Source organism: Pseudomonas sp. LM13 (assembly GCF_041381355.1).
Taxonomy (GTDB): Bacteria; Pseudomonadota; Gammaproteobacteria; order Pseudomonadales; family Pseudomonadaceae; genus Stutzerimonas; species Stutzerimonas frequens.
In genome coordinates, this window is record NZ_JACBXH010000032.1 from 1 (window position 1) to 16,444 (window position 16,444).

At 64.2% G+C, this 16,444-nt stretch carries 14 protein-coding genes and 1 pseudogene; 12 read left to right on the forward strand and 3 right to left on the reverse strand.

Annotated elements, in window-relative coordinates; all coding sequences use genetic code 11:
- A pseudogene (locus HZR81_RS17515) lies at positions 1–504 on the reverse strand (IS5-like element ISPst5 family transposase); the annotation flags it as partial.
- A gap of 319 nt (positions 505–823) precedes the next feature.
- On the opposite strand from HZR81_RS17515, the gene HZR81_RS17520 reads away from it, so the two are divergent.
- The 10 genes from HZR81_RS17520 to HZR81_RS17565 all read left to right on the forward strand — a co-directional run bounded on the left by HZR81_RS17520 (position 824) and on the right by HZR81_RS17565 (position 11,741).
- Positions 824–1,327, forward strand: coding sequence for a gluconate 2-dehydrogenase subunit 3 family protein (locus HZR81_RS17520; protein ID WP_048329608.1), 504 nt, complete (start codon positions 824–826; stop codon positions 1,325–1,327).
- A 49-nt stretch (positions 1,328–1,376) separates the two neighbouring features.
- Complete coding sequence (locus HZR81_RS17525; protein ID WP_500128838.1) at positions 1,377–2,954, forward strand: GMC family oxidoreductase; 1,578 nt, start codon at positions 1,377–1,379, stop codon at positions 2,952–2,954.
- A 23-nt stretch (positions 2,955–2,977) separates the two neighbouring features.
- Positions 2,978–3,967, forward strand: a complete 990-nt coding sequence (locus HZR81_RS17530; protein ID WP_500128839.1) for a thiamine pyrophosphate-dependent dehydrogenase E1 component subunit alpha — start codon at positions 2,978–2,980, stop codon at positions 3,965–3,967.
- 47 nt (positions 3,968–4,014) lie between these two features.
- A complete protein-coding gene (locus tag HZR81_RS17535) occupies positions 4,015–5,085 on the forward strand; it encodes a 2,3-butanediol dehydrogenase (RefSeq protein WP_500128876.1) in 1,071 nt (356 codons plus the stop codon).
- A gap of 13 nt (positions 5,086–5,098) precedes the next feature.
- A complete protein-coding gene (locus tag HZR81_RS17540) occupies positions 5,099–6,121 on the forward strand; it encodes an alpha-ketoacid dehydrogenase subunit beta (RefSeq protein WP_279647825.1) in 1,023 nt (340 codons plus the stop codon).
- A 4-nt stretch (positions 6,122–6,125) separates the two neighbouring features.
- A complete protein-coding gene (locus tag HZR81_RS17545) occupies positions 6,126–6,365 on the forward strand; it encodes a lipoyl domain-containing protein (RefSeq protein WP_500128840.1) in 240 nt (79 codons plus the stop codon).
- A gap of 2 nt (positions 6,366–6,367) precedes the next feature.
- On the forward strand, positions 6,368–7,069 hold the full coding sequence (locus HZR81_RS17550; protein WP_110776322.1) for a 2-oxo acid dehydrogenase subunit E2: 702 nt from the start codon (positions 6,368–6,370) through the stop codon (positions 7,067–7,069).
- Positions 7,066–7,833, forward strand: a complete 768-nt coding sequence (locus HZR81_RS17555) for a lipoate--protein ligase family protein (protein WP_285361273.1) — start codon at positions 7,066–7,068, stop codon at positions 7,831–7,833. Before HZR81_RS17550 ends, HZR81_RS17555 begins: the two co-directional genes overlap by 4 nt.
- 317 nt (positions 7,834–8,150) lie before the next feature.
- Positions 8,151–10,196: a PQQ-dependent dehydrogenase, methanol/ethanol family gene (locus HZR81_RS17560; RefSeq protein ID WP_476477993.1), complete on the forward strand. Its 2,046-nt coding sequence runs from the start codon at positions 8,151–8,153 to the stop codon at positions 10,194–10,196.
- A gap of 276 nt (positions 10,197–10,472) precedes the next feature.
- Positions 10,473–11,741, forward strand: a complete 1,269-nt coding sequence (locus HZR81_RS17565; RefSeq protein ID WP_500128841.1) for a carbohydrate porin — start codon at positions 10,473–10,475, stop codon at positions 11,739–11,741.
- Positions 11,742–11,803: 62 nt separating this feature from the next.
- Here HZR81_RS17565 and HZR81_RS17570 read toward each other — a convergent pair whose 3' ends face one another.
- On the reverse strand, positions 11,804–12,388 hold the full coding sequence (locus tag HZR81_RS17570; protein WP_500128842.1) for a glutathione S-transferase family protein: 585 nt from the start codon (positions 12,386–12,388) through the stop codon (positions 11,804–11,806).
- Positions 12,385–12,813 carry a VOC family protein gene (locus tag HZR81_RS17575; protein ID WP_500128843.1) on the reverse strand — a complete coding sequence of 143 codons (429 nt, stop codon included), beginning with the start codon at positions 12,811–12,813 and terminating at the stop codon, positions 12,385–12,387. Before HZR81_RS17575 ends, HZR81_RS17570 begins: the two co-directional genes overlap by 4 nt.
- 113 nt (positions 12,814–12,926) lie before the next feature.
- Here HZR81_RS17575 and HZR81_RS17580 point away from each other — a divergent pair, with 113 nt between their 5' ends.
- Both HZR81_RS17580 and HZR81_RS17585 read left to right on the forward strand, forming a co-directional pair.
- Complete coding sequence (locus HZR81_RS17580) at positions 12,927–13,823, forward strand: LysR family transcriptional regulator (protein ID WP_482738697.1); 897 nt, start codon at positions 12,927–12,929, stop codon at positions 13,821–13,823.
- A gap of 448 nt (positions 13,824–14,271) precedes the next feature.
- Positions 14,272–16,374, forward strand: a complete 2,103-nt coding sequence (locus HZR81_RS17585) for a TonB-dependent siderophore receptor (protein WP_161612219.1) — start codon at positions 14,272–14,274, stop codon at positions 16,372–16,374.
- Positions 16,375–16,444: the final 70 nt, after the last annotated feature.

A 16,444-nucleotide genomic window follows, 5' to 3' on the forward strand; every position in this document is an offset into this window, starting at 1 on the left:
ACCCTTCTTGGTCTGGTGCATCTCCGGGTCGCGCTTGCCGTCCTTGTTCTTGGTCGAACTGGGTGCATGGATCAACGTAGCATCGACGATAGTGCCCTGACGCAGCGACAGACCGCGGTCACCGAGATAGCCATTGATGACGGCCAGGATACCGGCAGCCAGTTCGTGTTTCTCCAGCAGGCGGCGGAAGTTGAGGATGGTGGTTTCGTCGGGAATGCGCTCCAGCCTCAACCCGGCAAACTGGCGCAGGATGGTCGTCTCGTACAGCGCTTCCTCCATCGCCGGGTCGCTGTAGCCAAACCAGTTCTGCATCAAATGTACGCGCAGCATCGCCATCAGCGGATACGCCGGACGACCACCTTCACCCTTGGGGTAATGCGGCTCGATCAAGGCAATCAAACCCTTCCACGGCACCACCTGATCCATCTCGACCAGGAACAGCTCTTTACGGGTCTGTTTGCGCTTGCCGGCGTACTCGGCGTCGGCGAAGGTCATTTGCTTCATCGGGAAACTCGGGCAACGGGATCGGCGTATTTCACCAGATTCGGGAAGTCTTTTTCAGACCATCCTTAGCCGCACGTTGTAAAGCGCTTTACAACGCTTTACAGGTGTAAAGCGCAACTTGCGTTACACCACCGTTACGGCCATCCAATTCAAACAATATAAATCCTTTAATTTCAAACATATAGCTAAATAAAGATTCATACATGAAAGTTGGCATGACCCCTGCTGATCACCCTGTGCGGAACAAACTCTTCGCATAACAAGATCGCCAGCCGCCTGCTCCCCTCAGCGCTGTTGGTAATAATCAGGAGCTACTGTCATGCACGATTCAGCTCGTCCGCACGGCACGCTAAACCGTCGACGTTTTCTTTCTCTGTCCAGCCAGTCGCTGCTGGCGTTGAGCCTGAGCCAGTTGATCCCGGTGAACCTGCTCGCCGAGGAGCGGCAGGCGGAACTGCCTGACGGCCTGCTGCGCATGGGTCGCGACATCTTCCCCCACGATTTCATCAGCGATCGCCACTACGTACAGCCCCTGCTCGACCTGGCGGAACAGGAGCCGGCGCTGATCGGCGGCGGGCTCGACGAGCTGCAGCGGCAGGCACGCAAGGCCCACGGCAAGCGCTTCGAACAGCTGGACGAAGCCGAACGCGTGGCGCTGCTCAGCGACATCGAGAACACCCCGTTCTTCAAGGCGGTGCGCAGCAGCCTGATGTTCGGCCTGTACGACAACAAGACGCTATTCCCGCTGTTCGGCTACGAGGGCTCGTCGTGGGAATACGGCGGCTACGTCAACCGCGGCTTCGACGATCTCAACTGGCTCTGAGCCAGGGCGCCTCGCGGCGCCGACAACAAGAACAAGAGAGGGATACCCCATGGCAACTTTTGCCCAGGACGACGATGGCGTCGTGGTGATCATCGGCTCCGGCGCTGGCGGCGGCACGCTGGCCAACGCGCTGGCCAAACAGAAGATTCGCAGCGTGGTGCTCGAGGCGGGCAAGCGCCACACGCTGGAGGACATCGAGAACGACGAGTGGGCGATGTTCAAGAAGATCTCCTGGCTCGACAAGCGCATCGCCGCCGGCGACTGGCACCTGGCCGAGAACAACCCCAACCTGCCGGCCTGGATCGTCAAGGGCGTCGGCGGCAGCACCGTGCACTGGGCCGGCATCGCCCTGCGCTTCCGTGATTTCGAATTCAGGATGCGGAGCATCAACGGCGACATCGCCGGGGCCAACCTGCTGGACTGGCCGGTGACCCTGGAAGAAATGGCGCCCTGGTACGAGAAGGCCGAGAAGCACATGGGCGTGACCGGCCCCAGCACCGGCATGGCCTATCACCCCTGGCACAACTCCTTCAAGGTGCTGGCCACCGGCGCCAAGCGGGTCGGCTACAAGGAGATCCTCTCCGGGCCGATGGCGATCAACACCGAGCCCTACGACGACCGCGCCGCCTGCCAGCAGATCGGCTTCTGCATGCAGGGCTGCAAGATGGGCGCGAAGTGGTCGACGCTCTACACCGACATTCCCCGCGCCGAAGCCAGTGGGTATTGCGAGGTGCGGTCGCAGTCGATGGTGCTGCGCATCGAACACGACGCCAAGGGCAAGGTGAACGGCGTGGTCTACGCCGACGCCCAGGGCACCATCCAGCGGCAGAAGGCCCGGGTGGTCTGCGTGGCGGGCAACTCCATCGAGTCGCCGCGCCTGCTGCTCAACTCCGCTTCCTCGATGTTCCCCGACGGGTTGGCCAACTCCTCCGGCCAGGTCGGCAGGAACTACATGACCCACACCACTGCGGGCATCTTCGCCGTGATGCCCAAGCCGGTGAACATGCACCGCGGCACCACCTGCGCCGGGGTGATCTCCGACGAGTCGTACAACGATCCGTCGCGCGGTTTCGTCGGCGGTTACCGCCTGGAAATCCTCGCCCTCGGCCTGCCGTTCCTGTCCGCCTTCCTCGACCCGACGCCCAAGGGCTGGGGCCGCCAGTTCGCCTCGCGGATGGAAAAGTACAACCACATGTCCGGCGTCTGGCTGTGCGGCGAAGACCTGCCGCTGGAAAGCAACCGCATCACCCTGCACGGCACCGAGAAGGACCAGTACGGCCTGCCGATCCCGGTGGTGACCAAGAGCGATCACCCCATGGATGCCGCCATGCGCAAGCACGGCGTCGCCGCCACCGCCAAGTGTTACGAGGCCGCCGGCGCCACTGACGTGATTGAGCTGCCGCCCTACCCGGCCAGCCACAACATGGGCACCAACCGCATGAGCGCCAAGGCCCGTGACGGCGTGGTGGACAAGTGGGGCCAGAGCCACGACATCCCCAACCTGTTCGTTTCCGACGGCAGCCAGTTCACCACCAGCGGCGGCCAGAACCCCACCCTCACCATCGTCGCGCTGGCCCTGCGCCAGGCCGAGCAGATCGGCCGGCTCCTCAACGAACGCGCGATCTGACCACCACTACAAGGGAGTCGACCATGACCCAGCCCAACAACTCGCAGCGCCTGTGGATGTACGAGCAGATGCTGACCAGCCGCTACATGGAGGAATCCATCGAGCGCATCTACATGGAAGGCAAGACGCCGGTGTTCAACATGGCCAAGGGGCCGATTCCCGGCGAGATGCACCTCTCCAACGGCCAGGAGCCCTGCGCGGTGGGCGTCTGTGCGCACCTCCAGGCCGCGGACATCGTCACCGCCACCCACCGCCCGCACCACATCGCCGTGGCCAAGGGCGTCGACCTCAACGAGATGATGGCCGAGATATTCGGCAAGGCCACCGGGCTTTCCGGCGGCCGCGGCGGGCACATGCACCTGTTCGATGGCCGGGTGAATTTCTCCTGCTCGGGGATCATCGCCGAAGGCATGGGGCCGGCCGTCGGCGCCGCATTGTCGCGGCAGATGCAGGGCAAGCCCGGGGTGGCGGTGTCCTTCATCGGCGAGGGTGCAGCCAACCAGGGCGCCTTCCACGAAACGCTGAACCTCGCCGCGCTGTGGAAGCTGCCGGTGGTGTTCGTCATCGAGGACAACGCCTGGGGCATCTCGGTGGCCAAGGCCAGCGCCACCTGCATCAAGCAGCACCACGTGCGCGCCGCGGCCTACGGCATGCCCGGTGTGTTCGTCGAGAACAACGACCCGGACGGCGTGTTCCGCGCGGCCGGTGAAGCCATCGAGCGCGCCCGCGCCGGTGGCGGCCCGACCCTCATCGAGATCGAGACCTATCGCCTGGCCGGCCACTTCATGGGCGATGGCGAAACCTACCGTCCCGAAGGCGAGAAGGACGGCCTGATGAAAAAGGACCCCATTCCCGGCTACCGCCAGCGCCTGATCGACGAAGGCGTGATGACCGAGGCGCAGGCCGAGGACATTGCCGCGCGTGCCCGCGGCCGTATCGACGAAGCGATCGAGTTCGCCCGTGAAAGTCCCTACCCGCGCCCGGAAGAGGCGCTCGAGCAAGTGTTCGTGTGAACCGATCCGAATAACACGAGGAACACCCCATGAACAGCCAAGCCACCATGACCGCCGCCGTCTGGCACGGCCGCAAGGACATCCGCCTGGAGCAGGTGCCGCTGCCCGGCGCACCGCAACCGGGCTGGGTGCAGATTCGCGTGCACTGGTGCGGCATCTGCGGTTCCGACCTGCACGAGTACCTCGCCGGCCCGGTCTTCATCCCGGTGGATGCGCCCCACCCGCTCACCGGCATCAAGGGCCAGTGCATTCTCGGCCACGAGTTCTGCGGCGAGATCGTCGCCCTGGGCGAAGGCGTCGAGGGCTATGCGCCGGGCGACAAGGTCGCCGCCGACGCCTGCCAGCACTGCGGCCAGTGCCGTTTCTGTAAGACCGGCCAGTACAACCTCTGCGAGCAGCTGGCCTTCACGGGCCTAATGAACAACGGCGCCTTCGCCGAACTGGTGAACGTACCCGCCGAGCTGCTCTACCGCCTGCCTGAAGGCTTTCCGCTGGAAGCCGGCGCGCTGATCGAGCCCCTGGCAGTGGGCATGCACGCGGTGAAGAAGGCCGGCAGCCTGCTCGGCGAGACGGTGGTGGTGGTCGGCGCCGGCACCATCGGCCTGTGCACCATCATGTGCGCCAAGGCCGCCGGCGCCGGCCAGGTGATCGCCCTGGAAATGTCCGCCGCGCGCAAGGCCAAGGCCCTGGAAGTCGGCGCCACGCGGGTCATCGACCCCAGCGAGTGCGACGCCATCGCCGAGATCAAGGCGCTCACCGGCGGCTACGGCGCCGACACCTCCTTCGAGTGCATCGGCCACAAGGCCACCGCCAAGCTCGCCATCGACGTGATCCGCAAGGCCGGGCGCTGCGTGATGGTGGGCATCTTCGAGGAGCCCTCGGAATTCAACTTCTTCGAGATCGTCGCCACCGAGAAACAGGTGATCGGCTCGCTCGCCTATGCAGGGGAGTTCGCCGATGTCATCGCCCTGATCAGCGACGGCCGGATGGACGTCACCCCGCTGATCACCGGCCGCATCGGCCTGGACAACATCCTCGAGCAGGGCTTCGAAGAACTGGCCAACCACAAGGACCGCAACGTCAAGATCATCGTCAGCCCCAGCACGCTGGCCGGCTGAGCAGGAGACCACCATGACCACAGCAGTAAAGGAAAGAAAACTCACCGTCGCCCGCGCCATGGCCGAAGCCGTGGCGCAGGAGATGCGCCTGGACCCGAAGGTGTTCGTGATGGGCGAGGACATCGGCCAGCTCGGCGGTGTGTTCGGCAACACCCGTGGCCTTTATGAAGAGTTCGGCAAGGCGCGCATCCGCGACACGCCGATCTCCGAAACGGCCTTCATCGGTGCCGCGGTGGGCGCCGCTTCGGACGGCATGCGGCCGATCGTCGAGCTGATGTTCGTCGACTTCTTCGGCGTCTGCATGGACGCCATCTACAACCTGATGGCCAAGAACACCTACTTCTCCGGCGGCAAGGTGCCAGTGCCGATGGTGCTGATGGCCTCCACCGGTGCCGGCTACTCGGACGCCGCCCAGCATTCGCAGTGCCTCTACGGCACCTTCGCCCACCTGCCGGGCATGAAGGTGGTGGTGCCGAGCAACGCCTACGACGCCAAGGGCCTGATGACCGCGGCCATCCGCGATGACAACCCGGTGGTCTACCTCTTCCACAAGGCGCTGCAGGGCATGGGCTGGCTGGGCACCGAGAAAGGCGCCACGGTGCCGGTGCCGGAAGAGCCCTACATCGTCGAGATCGGTAAGGCGAAGACGGTGCGCGAGGGCCGAGACGTCAGCCTGGTCAGCCTCGGCGCCGGGGTGCATCACGCCCTGCGCGCCGCCACGCAGCTGGAGAAGGACGGCGTCAGCGCGGAGGTCATCGACCTGCGCAGCCTGGTGCCGCTGGACCGCGAACACGTCATCGCCTCGGTGCGCAAGACCGGCCGGCTGATCGTGATCGACGAGGACTACCACAGCTTCGGCGTCAGCGGCGAGATCATCGCCAGCGTGGTCGAGCACGACATCGGCATGCTCAAGGCACGCCCGCAACGGGTGGCCTTCCCCGACATCCCCATCCCCTTCACCCCGGTCATGGAGCAATGGGCGCTGCCCAATGCGGACAAGATCGTGGCCGCCTATCACGCCCTGAACAAGGAATGACCCCATGAGTAACCCAACCCCCATCGTGATCGCAGACGACCTCTGGGAAGGCGACGCCGAAGCGGTTATCACCTCCTGGCTGGTGAGCGACGGCGCCGAAGTTGCCGCCGGTGACCTGGTTGCCGAGATCATGTCGGAAAAGGCCCAGTTCGAGATCGAGGCGCCGGCTGCCGGCGTGCTGAAGATCATCGAGGAAGAAGACGCGGTGATCGCCAAGGGTGCGGTCATCGGCCAGGTGGAATAGCCATGACTCGACTGGAAATCCTGCCCGAGCGCGCTTCCGAACGGGTGCCGCTCAAGGGCATGCGCAAGATGATCGCGGCGAAGATGCACGAAAGCCTGCAGACCACCGCGCAGCTGACCCACCACAGCGAATGCCGGCTGGATGCGCTGAAGACCCGTCGCGCCGAGCTGAAGGCCGAGGGCAGCGCGGTGTCCGTGCAGGACCTGTTGCTGCTCAAGGTGATCGAGACGCTGCAGGCCCACCCCAGCCTTAATGCCACGCTGGAAGAAGAGGTGATCCACCAGCACGCGGCGGTGCATCTGGGCCTCGCCATTCCACTGCCGGGCGATCTGCTGGTCGCCCCGGCGCTGTTCAATGCCGAACAACTGGACGGCGAAAGCCTGTCCCAGGCGCGCAAGGCGCTGGTGGACAAGGCCCAGACCGGAAAGCTGTCGGTCAAGGAGCTGACCGGCGCCACCTTTACCGTCTCCAACCTGGGACTGTCGCGGGTGCACCACTTCACGCCGATCCTCAATCCGCCGCAGGTGGCTATCCTCGGGGTCGGTGGCATCCAGCGGCGGCTGGAACTCGGGCCGAGCGGCGAACTGGTGGAAGTCGAGTGGATGGGCCTGTCGCTGACCTTCGATCACCGCGCTGTCAACGGCTCACCCGCGGCTGAATTTCTCGATGATCTCTGTCGGCGCATCGAGGGGTACGCGGCATGAACGGCATCGCTCGGTTCAGCGTAGGCGCCGGCCTGAATGCCGAGCGGGCCTTGCTGCAGCGCGTCTGTGACGGACTGTTCGACTGCCAGCTGCTGCTCTGGCGCCCCACCGGCCAGGCACTGGTGATGCCCGGCAGCTTCGAGCGCCGCCCTGGTTTCGCCCTGGCCAGCCAACGCTGCGCGGCGCAGGGCTGGCCGATCCTGCTGCGCGACACCGGCGGCGAGCCGGTGCCGCAATCATCGGCGGTGCTCAACATCGCGCTGGCCTGCACCATGCCGGTCAGCGAGGAGACCGGCAAGCGCATCGTCGTCGCCTACGAGCGCCTGCTCGATCCCCTGGCGCTATGGCTCGCCGAACATGGTCTGCGGGCAGGAGTCGGCGCGGTTCCAGGCGCCTTTTGCGACGGCCGCTTCAACCTGACGCTGGAGGGCCGCAAGCTGGCCGGCACCGCGCAGCGCTGGCGGCGCAGCTGCGACGGCCGCCCAGCAGTGCTCGCTCATGCGGCTGTGCTGATGGAGGACTGGCGCGAGCCCATGGCCGATGTCGTCAACCGCTTCTATCACGCCTGCGCCAACGACCTCCGCTGCCACGCCGACAGCCATCTGGCTCTCAGCGAGCGACTGCCGGCCGCGTGGAGCGAGGCCGAGTCATTGGCCGACCGTTATCAGCGCGTTCTGGCCTGGCAAGGTCTGCAGCTCGGCGCCCGCCCTTTGCCGTGCCCGACCGCAAGCGCGGTCGCCGGTCCCCCCTCCCCCTTGCTTTGAACAACAACACGGTCAGCCATCCGGCCTGGCCATGCATCGGAGGCAACACCATGAGCTACCCCACCACCGCCCCGCCCAAAGTGCGTCTGCGCGACCAGCGCGGTATCCAGCCCTTCGGCCGAACAGCGCCGAACATCAGGGAGTAAACACGTTTTAAAAACACTACCGGTAGATGCTCGCTTGACGCATGCCGGAAGCGCTGAACAACCCTAAACAAGGTAATAATAAAAATGAAATCAAGACGACCAACTCTAAGGGTACCTGTGTTAATGGCGGCTTCGCTTTTTGCAACTGCGCCATTGTATGCATCAGACAGGATGATTACCGACAAAGAACTGTCTGATGAATCAAACACTGCTGACTGGCTGGCTTATGGACGCACACACTCCGAACAGCGGTTCAGCCCCCTGAAAGATATCAATGTAGAAAACGTCAGCCAGCTGAAGCCCGAATGGTACGCCCCTCTTCCGGACCGATCCGATATGGTCGGGACGCCCCTGGTCGTCGATGGCGTCATGTATTACGTGGGCGAAATGAACAGAACGCGCGCATTCGATGCCCGCACCGGCAAGAAGCTCTGGGAATATGATCCGCAGGTTTCCAAAGAAATTCTCGACAACAACATGAAGAAGGTCTTCTGGAAACATAGCCGCGGCCTTTCGACTTATGGCGACAAGTTGTTCATCGCCACCTGGGATGGCCGCCTGATCGCGATCAACCGAAAAGACGGCAAGGAAGTCTGGCAAACCCGAACCTTCGATCACGACCAGCCGTTGAATATCACCGGCCATCCCAAGGCCTTCGATGGCAAGGTATTTGTCGGTAACGGCGGAACGGAACTCGGCCCGATGCGCGGTTATGTAACTGCTTACGATGCCGAAACCGGCAAACAGATCTGGCGCTTCTATATCGTGCCCGGCAACCCTGCCGATGGGTTCGAGGACCCTGCTCAGGCAATGGCGGCCAAAACCTGGAGCGGCCGGTGGTGGGAAAACGGCGGCGGCGGCAATGCCTGGCACGGCTGGACGTACGACGCCAAGTACAACCAGCTCATCTTTGGCACCGGCAACGGTGGCCCATGGAACATCAAGGTACGCAGCCCGGAGGGCGGCGACAACCTGTTCCTGTGTTCGGTCGTGGCGGTAGATGCGGATACCGGCAAGTACAAATGGCACGTCCAGACGGCGCCCGGCGATACCTGGGACTACAACTCGAACATGGACATCGTGCTGGCCGACCTGAAAATCGATGGCAAGGATGTTGACGCCGTATTGCATGCGCCAAAGAACGGCTTCTTCTACACAATCGACCGCTCGAACGGCAAGGTACTGTCGGCCGAGAAATTTGCCGACGCCAACTGGTCACCCCGCTACGACCTGAAAGAGCAACGCCATATTGTCGCCAAGGACGCCAGATACCCCGATGGCGAGAAGAACATCTACCCCTCGGCCTTCGGCGCTCACTCGTGGCACGCGATGTCCTATAACCCCGAGTTGAATCTTGCCTTTATCCCCACCAACCATCTGGGCAATACCTTCAAGGACGACGGCAAGAACACGAAGCCTGGCCACAAGATGGCGAGCCACAAACTCTATCTGGGCCTGACCGGATGGGAGTTGACCAAAGACCCGCATGAAACTCGCGGTTCGTTGCAGGCCTGGGACCCGGTCAAGAACGAGCGTGTGTGGCAAGTCAACCAGAAGAGCCCATGGGGTGGCGGCACCCTGACCACGGCCGGCAACCTGGTTTTCCAGGGTCAGCCTGACGGCCTGTTCAAGGCCTACGATGCGCGCACCGGCGACGAGCTCTGGTCCTACGACGTAGGCCTTGGCATCTCCGCGCCACCGATTACCTACAAGCTGGACGGCAAGCAGATGGTGTCCCTGCTGGTCGGCCCGGGTGGGGCGCTGGCCTCCAACTTCGGCGGCAACGGTGAGCTGGGTTTCGAAAGCCATGGCTGGAAATACGGGGTGCATGAACGCCGGATCATGACCTTCTCGCTCGACGGAAAAGCGGTCATCCCCAAACAGCCTGCACCGCAACTGGCCAAGCCCATCATCGACGAGAACTTCAAGGTCGACGCCAAGAAAGCGGAAGCCGGCGCGGGCGCTTTTGCGGAAAACCTCTGTGTCGGCTGCCATGGCGCCGGCGCGGTTGCGGGGATGAAAGCGCCCGATCTGCGGGAATCGCCAATCCTGCTCTCGGGCAACGAAAAAGCCTTTGAGCGTGTTGTGCGCGGTGGGGCGTTGCTCGCCAACGGCATGCCCAAGTTCCCGGATTTGACCGATGCCGAGCTGGAAAGCATTCGTCACTTCGTTCGCCGGCAAGCGCATGACGGCGTGAAGTCGGGCGGAGGGCACTAGTCCTTCAACGCCAAACCGACCGCTTAGCCGGTAACACCGAGAAGCGGTCGAGTTTGGCTGAGCCCGAACCCAAGTGATGGAACGTGCCGGCGACAGCCTTCAGTCACGACCGGTTCGGGCTTTCAACTCGGTGGAACCGCCAACGCAGCCACCGTTACCGAGCCACAGGTAATGCCCCATGAGCACAAGCGCTTGCGAATACCGTTCATGCCATAGGCCTTGCACCTAACGCTATTCGCGGCACTTGCGCATCGTCACATCCGAAGGATCAGAACAATGACAACAAGCCTGCGCTTCGGCAGCGGCCTTCTCGCCGCCTGCCTGTTCACTTCTGCCCAAGCGGCCGAGTATTCACCCGATCAGTTCCTGTTCGGCGACTGGAACGGCAACCGCACCCGCCTGCATGAGGCCGGCGTCGACCTGCAGATCACCTACGTCAACGAGCTGGCCTGGAACACGCAGGGCGGCGATGACCACACCGGCACCTACGCCGACCAGGTGATGTTCGACGCCGCGCTGGACCTGGACAAACTGCTGGGCTGGTCCGGCGCCGGCTTTCATTTCACGGTAGTCAACCGCAACGGCGAGAACCTCAACGCCGAAGCCGACCTCGGCGTGCTGCTGCAGCCGCAGGAAATCTACGGCTATGGCAGCACCACCCGGCTGGTGCAGTTCTATTACCAGCAGGCGCTGCTCGATGACCGCCTGCTGATCAAGCTCGGCCGGCTGCCCATGAGCGGGGACATCTACCCCTTCGCCTGCCCGTTCCAGAACCTCGGCTTCTGCGGCACGGTGCCCGGCTACGTCACGCCCAACTGGTACACCTGGCCGATCAGCCAATGGGGCGCTACCGCGCGCTACCAGCTGAACGAAGAATGGTCGTTGCAGACTGCGCTTTACCAGGTCAACCCGCGCTTCACCGAGCGTGAGCAGGGCCTGAACTTCGGCAGCCCGTCGGGCACCACCGGCTACCACGCGGTCGCCGAACTCGGCTGGACGCCAACCCTGGGCGGGCAACCCGGCGCCTATCGGCTCGGCCTGTGGCGCAACACCGGTGACTTCGAAGACCTCTACCGCGACGGTGCCGGCCGGCCCATGTCGCTTTCAGGTGCCGCGGCGGCCGAGCACGACCACGCCACGGGCGGCTACCTGATGGCCGAACAGCAGGTCTGGCAGAGCGCGGCGCTGCCGGCGCGACGGTTGAAGCTGTTTGCCAACTTCATCCAGTCCGACCCGGACGTGACCTATATCGAGCGCATCTGGCAGGTGGGCGGCAGCCTCTCCGCGCCCTTCGCCTCGCGCCCGGATGACGAACTCGGCCTCGGCCTCGGCCGCCTGGAAATCAACGACGACGCGCGCAAGCGCCTGCGCGAACAGGGCGAGCCGGTGCCGGACGTGGAATACCCCGCCGAGCTGTACTACCGCGTGGCGCTGATACCTGCGGTTTCGCTGACGCCAAACGTCCAGTACTTCCACCGGCCGGGCGGCTTCGACGAGGCGGAAGACGTGGTGGTGTTCGGCCTGAAGACGGTGATCAGCTTCTGACACCACGGCGGGCAAGGCGACCCGGCGGTTTGCCGGGCCGCCTGCGTGTCGCAGCGGCGCCCTCAGGGCTTCACGTAGCCGGGTAGGCTTTCGATGCGGGTCATCCAGCGTGCCACGTTGCCATACGGGCCGAGGTCGACGCTGCCTTCCGGCGCCAGCACCACGTAGGGGTAGACGGCGCAATCGGCGATGGTCGGCCGCCCCATCGCCAGCCAATCGTTGGCTTGCAGATGCGCATCGAGCACCCCGAGCACCGTTGGTGCCTTCGCCAGCGCCGCTTCCTTGTCCAGCGGATAGCCGAACTTCTCCACCAGCCGCGCCGCGCACAGGCTGTGCTGGATCTCGTTGGCGGCGAAGGACAGCCACTGCACGATCTCGGCCTGCCCGCGGGCGTGCTCCGGCCACCAGGCCAGGCCGCCGAAAGTACCGGCGAGGTAGACCAGAATGGCCTGCGAGTCGCGGACGATATGCCCGCCATCATCCAGAATCGGCAACTGCCCCAGCGGGTTCAGCTCGGACAGCGGCGGCTTCTTGTGCGCACCATTGGGGAAATCAACCGCTACCCGCTCCAGCTCGATGTCGGCCAGCGCCGCGAACAGCCGCACCTTGTAGCAGTTGCCGGATGGGCCCAGGTCATACAGTTTCATTGCGCATCTCCTCTGACGAGCTGATTGAACTCCAGAACGTTGCCGTCCGGGTCGCGGATGAACAGCGCGACCCGACGCGGGCCGATGGGGTGCGGCCCTTCGGTGATGGCGATGCCCTCCTCGCCCAGCCAGCGCTGCAGCGCCTGGAGGTCATCGACGATGAACGCCGGATGGGTCATGCCCGGGCGCTTGACCGGCGCATCCAGCAGTACATTGTGCGCGTCGCGGGTACGCGCGCCGTTGAAGATCAGATTGATGCGCACGCCGTCCGGGCTGAGCATCTCGTTGGCCTCGAACAGCGGGAAGCTGGCGCTCTCGACGAAGCCCAGCGCCTGGTAGAAGGCCATGGCGCGGCAGCGGTCGCTGACGCGGATGCCGATGTGGTCGTAGGCGAGGATACGAGCGGGGCTGGATGGTGGGTTCATGTGCGAAACTCCGGAAGTCGTCGGTCCAGGACAGTGTCCGCCGCCCTGCGCATCCCAGCTATGCCGCGGACCTGACAACACCCCTACAGCAATCGCACAAATCGAAGGTGGCAATGGACAAGCTCAAGGCGATGGCCAATTTCGTGAGGATCGTCGACAACGGCAGCCTGAGCGCGGCGGCCGACGCCAGCGGCCAGTCCGTGGCATCGGTGGTGCGCTCGCTGGCCGCGCTGGAGCGCCACCTAGGTGTGCGCCTGCTCAACCGCAGCACGCGGCGCATGGCCCTGACCGACGAGGGTGCCGAGTACCTGGCCTGGAGCCGGCGCATGCTTGCCGAGTTTGCCGACATCGAGCAGCGCCTGGACGCGCAGGACGGCGACGTCCGCGGCCTGCTGCGCCTAACCGCCCCGGTGGAGTTCGGCCAGCGCTACCTGGCGCCTCTGGTGAATGTCTTTCTCAAGGAGCACCCGCAGGTACAGGTGGAGCTGAACCTGAACGACCAGATCGTCCCGCTGCTGGACGAACGCCTCGACCTCGCCCTGCGCATCGGCCACCTGCCCGACTCGGCAATGGTCGCCCGACAGATCGGCAGCACCCGGCTGGTCACCTGCGCCAGCCCCGACTACCTGAGCACCGCCCCCGCCATCGACACCCCGGCGGCGCTGGAGGACCACGCCTGCATCCTGTTCGCCGCCCAGGGTCGCCACTGGTACTACCGCCACGGCGAGAAAGAACAGGCCGAAGAAATCACCCCACGCCTGACCTGCAACCAGATCCGCACCGCCAGCCTGGCCTGCGTGCAAGGCCTGGGCATCACCCGCCTGCTGCACTACCAGGTCGCCGATGAACTGGCCGATGGTCGTTTGGTAAGAGTGCTTAAGGATTACGAACCGAAGGACCTGCCGATCCAGCTCGTCTACCCGCACGCCTTGCAGCTATCGCCAAGGGTGCGGGCGTTTGTGGAGTGGGTTTGTCCGAGGCTGGAGAGGGGGTTGCCGGAGTCTCGATAAGGAGTAACGGGCGCCCACGTAGACGGTGCGAAGCAAGTCGAAACTTGGTAACCGTAGAAGCAGCGGTTTCGTCCCGTCACCAACGCACCGAACCAGGGTGGTAGCGCCGATCCAAGAACTGCTTGGGTAGTCGAGTCTGCAGCTTGGCTGCTTCTCGCTTGCTAGCGACGACTGCTGGTAAAGCGCCGCCGCTACCTCTCGGTCATGAGTTTTTGCAGAACACCGATCTAGCGCGTCGACGCTTTCCGGGGAACATACCGTTCCACCTTCCGCTTTACATACACCTTACGCAACGATAATAATTCTCAGCCGCTAAGGCTTAGCATTATCAAAATAGCTCCCAGAAGAGCCGCAACACTCTGCCCACAACAGGCTGAAGGTGACAGACAGCGTTCCCCTCTGCTGCGCAGTTGCACCTGACGCCAAACAATCAGGAAATTTTCTCCGCATGATCAGGACGACCCGCCGTATCGGCGTCACTGCCAGTCTGCTGGCCATCGCCATTGCCCAGGCCGCGCAGGCCAACGAGACCGAGGACAACCGTCAGCAGAAGCAGGACGGCCCGGTATCCCTTGCCCCGCTCGTCATCCAGGGCGATGTGCTGGGCAGCGCCAGCAACGAAGAAGTACGCACCTATGCGGGCAGCCGCAGCGTGGTCCAGGCCCAGGAACTGGAGAAGGCCAGCGTGCGTGGCCTGGATGACGCGCTGGCTCGGGTCCCGGGGGTGAAGATTCTCGACGAGACCGGTACCGGGGTACTGCCGCAACTGTCCGTGCGCGGGCTTTCGGAAAGTCGCAGCGGCCGCATCCAGGCGCTCGCCGATGGCATCCCGCTGGCCCTGGCGCCCTATGGCCAGACCAGCCTGTCGCTGTTTCCGCAGACCCTGGCGACGGTCGATCGCATCGACATCGTGCGTGGCGGCGCGTCCGTGCAGTACGGGCCGAACAACGTCGGCGGCGTGATCAACTTCATTAGCCGGCCAATTCCGGATAAGTGGGAAACCACCCTGCAGGAGCGTGTCACCTTCGCGCCCGGCGGGCGCCAGCTGTACGACAGCTACCTGGGCACCGGTGGGCGCCTGACCGACAACTTCGGCCTGCAGCTGGACGTCAACACCATCAGCGGCGAATACGGCCGCGAGCACTCCGATACCGATGTGCAGAACTACCGCCTGCGCGGCCAGTGGGACATCGACGACAGCCGCAGCCTGAGTTTCGGCGTGCAGCGCTACATCGCCGACATGGACCTGGCCGGCGCCCTCAGCGTGGCCGACTACAAGGACGACCCGCGGCAGTCGACCCGCGACCTCGATCGTTTCGAAGGCGACAGCGACCGCGTCTGGGGCACCTATACCCAATACCTCGGCGCCATGGGCCCGTTCGACGACGTGGAGTTCAGCTGGACCAACTTCGCCCAGAACAGCTATCGCAACTTTATTGTCGGTCTGCCCTTCGCGCCGGATGCCACGCCGGCCACCCTGCAGGATGCGCCCCGCGACTTCCGCGTGTGGGGTAGCGAGCCGCGCCTGAGCCTCGGCATCGACGGTGATGGCGTCAGCCAGACCTGGCTGCTCGGCGCCCGCCTGGTCAAGGAAAACGTCGATTTCGACGTCGACCGTCTGAACCTGAATACCGGTACCACCAGCGTGGTACGCGACTGGGTATTCGATACCAAGGGCCAAGCTGCCTATGTGAGCAACGAAATCAAGCTGCTCGATGACCGCCTGACTATCACCCCCGGCATGCGTTATGAGCACGCCAAGATGGAGTACGCCGACGGCGTCAGCGGCGTCGAGCGCAAGACCGTGGCCGAAGAGTGGCTGCCCGGTCTGAGCATCGGCTACCAGGCCAGCGACGACTGGTTCGTCTACGCCAACGCGCAGCGCTCGCTGCGGGTGCCTCAGGTGTTCCAGATCGTCAGGGATGGCGTGGTCCAGGCGGAAATCTCGCGCAACTACGAGACCGGCGTGCGCTTTACTCCACAAGACAACCTGCGCATCGACTTCGGCCTGTACCGCATCGACTTCGACGACCAGATCGTGTTCGCCAACAGCCGCTTCCAGAATCTCGGCAGCACCCGCCACCAGGGGATAGAGACCGAGGTGTTCTGGACCCCGACCGCGCTGCCAACCCTCGACCTGCACGCCGGCTACGCCTACCTTGATGCCGAACTGCGCACCGGCGACTTCAAGGGCAACGAGGTGCCGTACAGCTCCAAGCACCAGTTCACCGTCGATGGTCGTTACCGCTTCGCCGAGTTCTGGGCCTACAGCCTGGATGGCCTCTACGTCAGCAGCGCCTATACCGACGACGCCAACAGCGCCGAGGAGAACGCCAGCGCCTCAGTTGGCGAGCTGCCTGCCTACTGGATCTGGAACACCGCCATCGAGCGCGAGTTCAAGCTGCAGGACCAGAGCGTGCTGACCGCCTCGGCCGGTATCAGCAACCTGTTCGACCGCCAGTACTATTTCCGCGGCATCGACACCAGTCCCGAGGGACGCCAGCCAGCACCGGGCCGTACCCTGACGCTGGGGGTGAACTACCGCTTCTGATCGTCGTATCTCCTCCCCCCTGGCGCCAAGCCAGGGGTTGCCCACTCGACTCGTCCAACCCAGCGTCGGT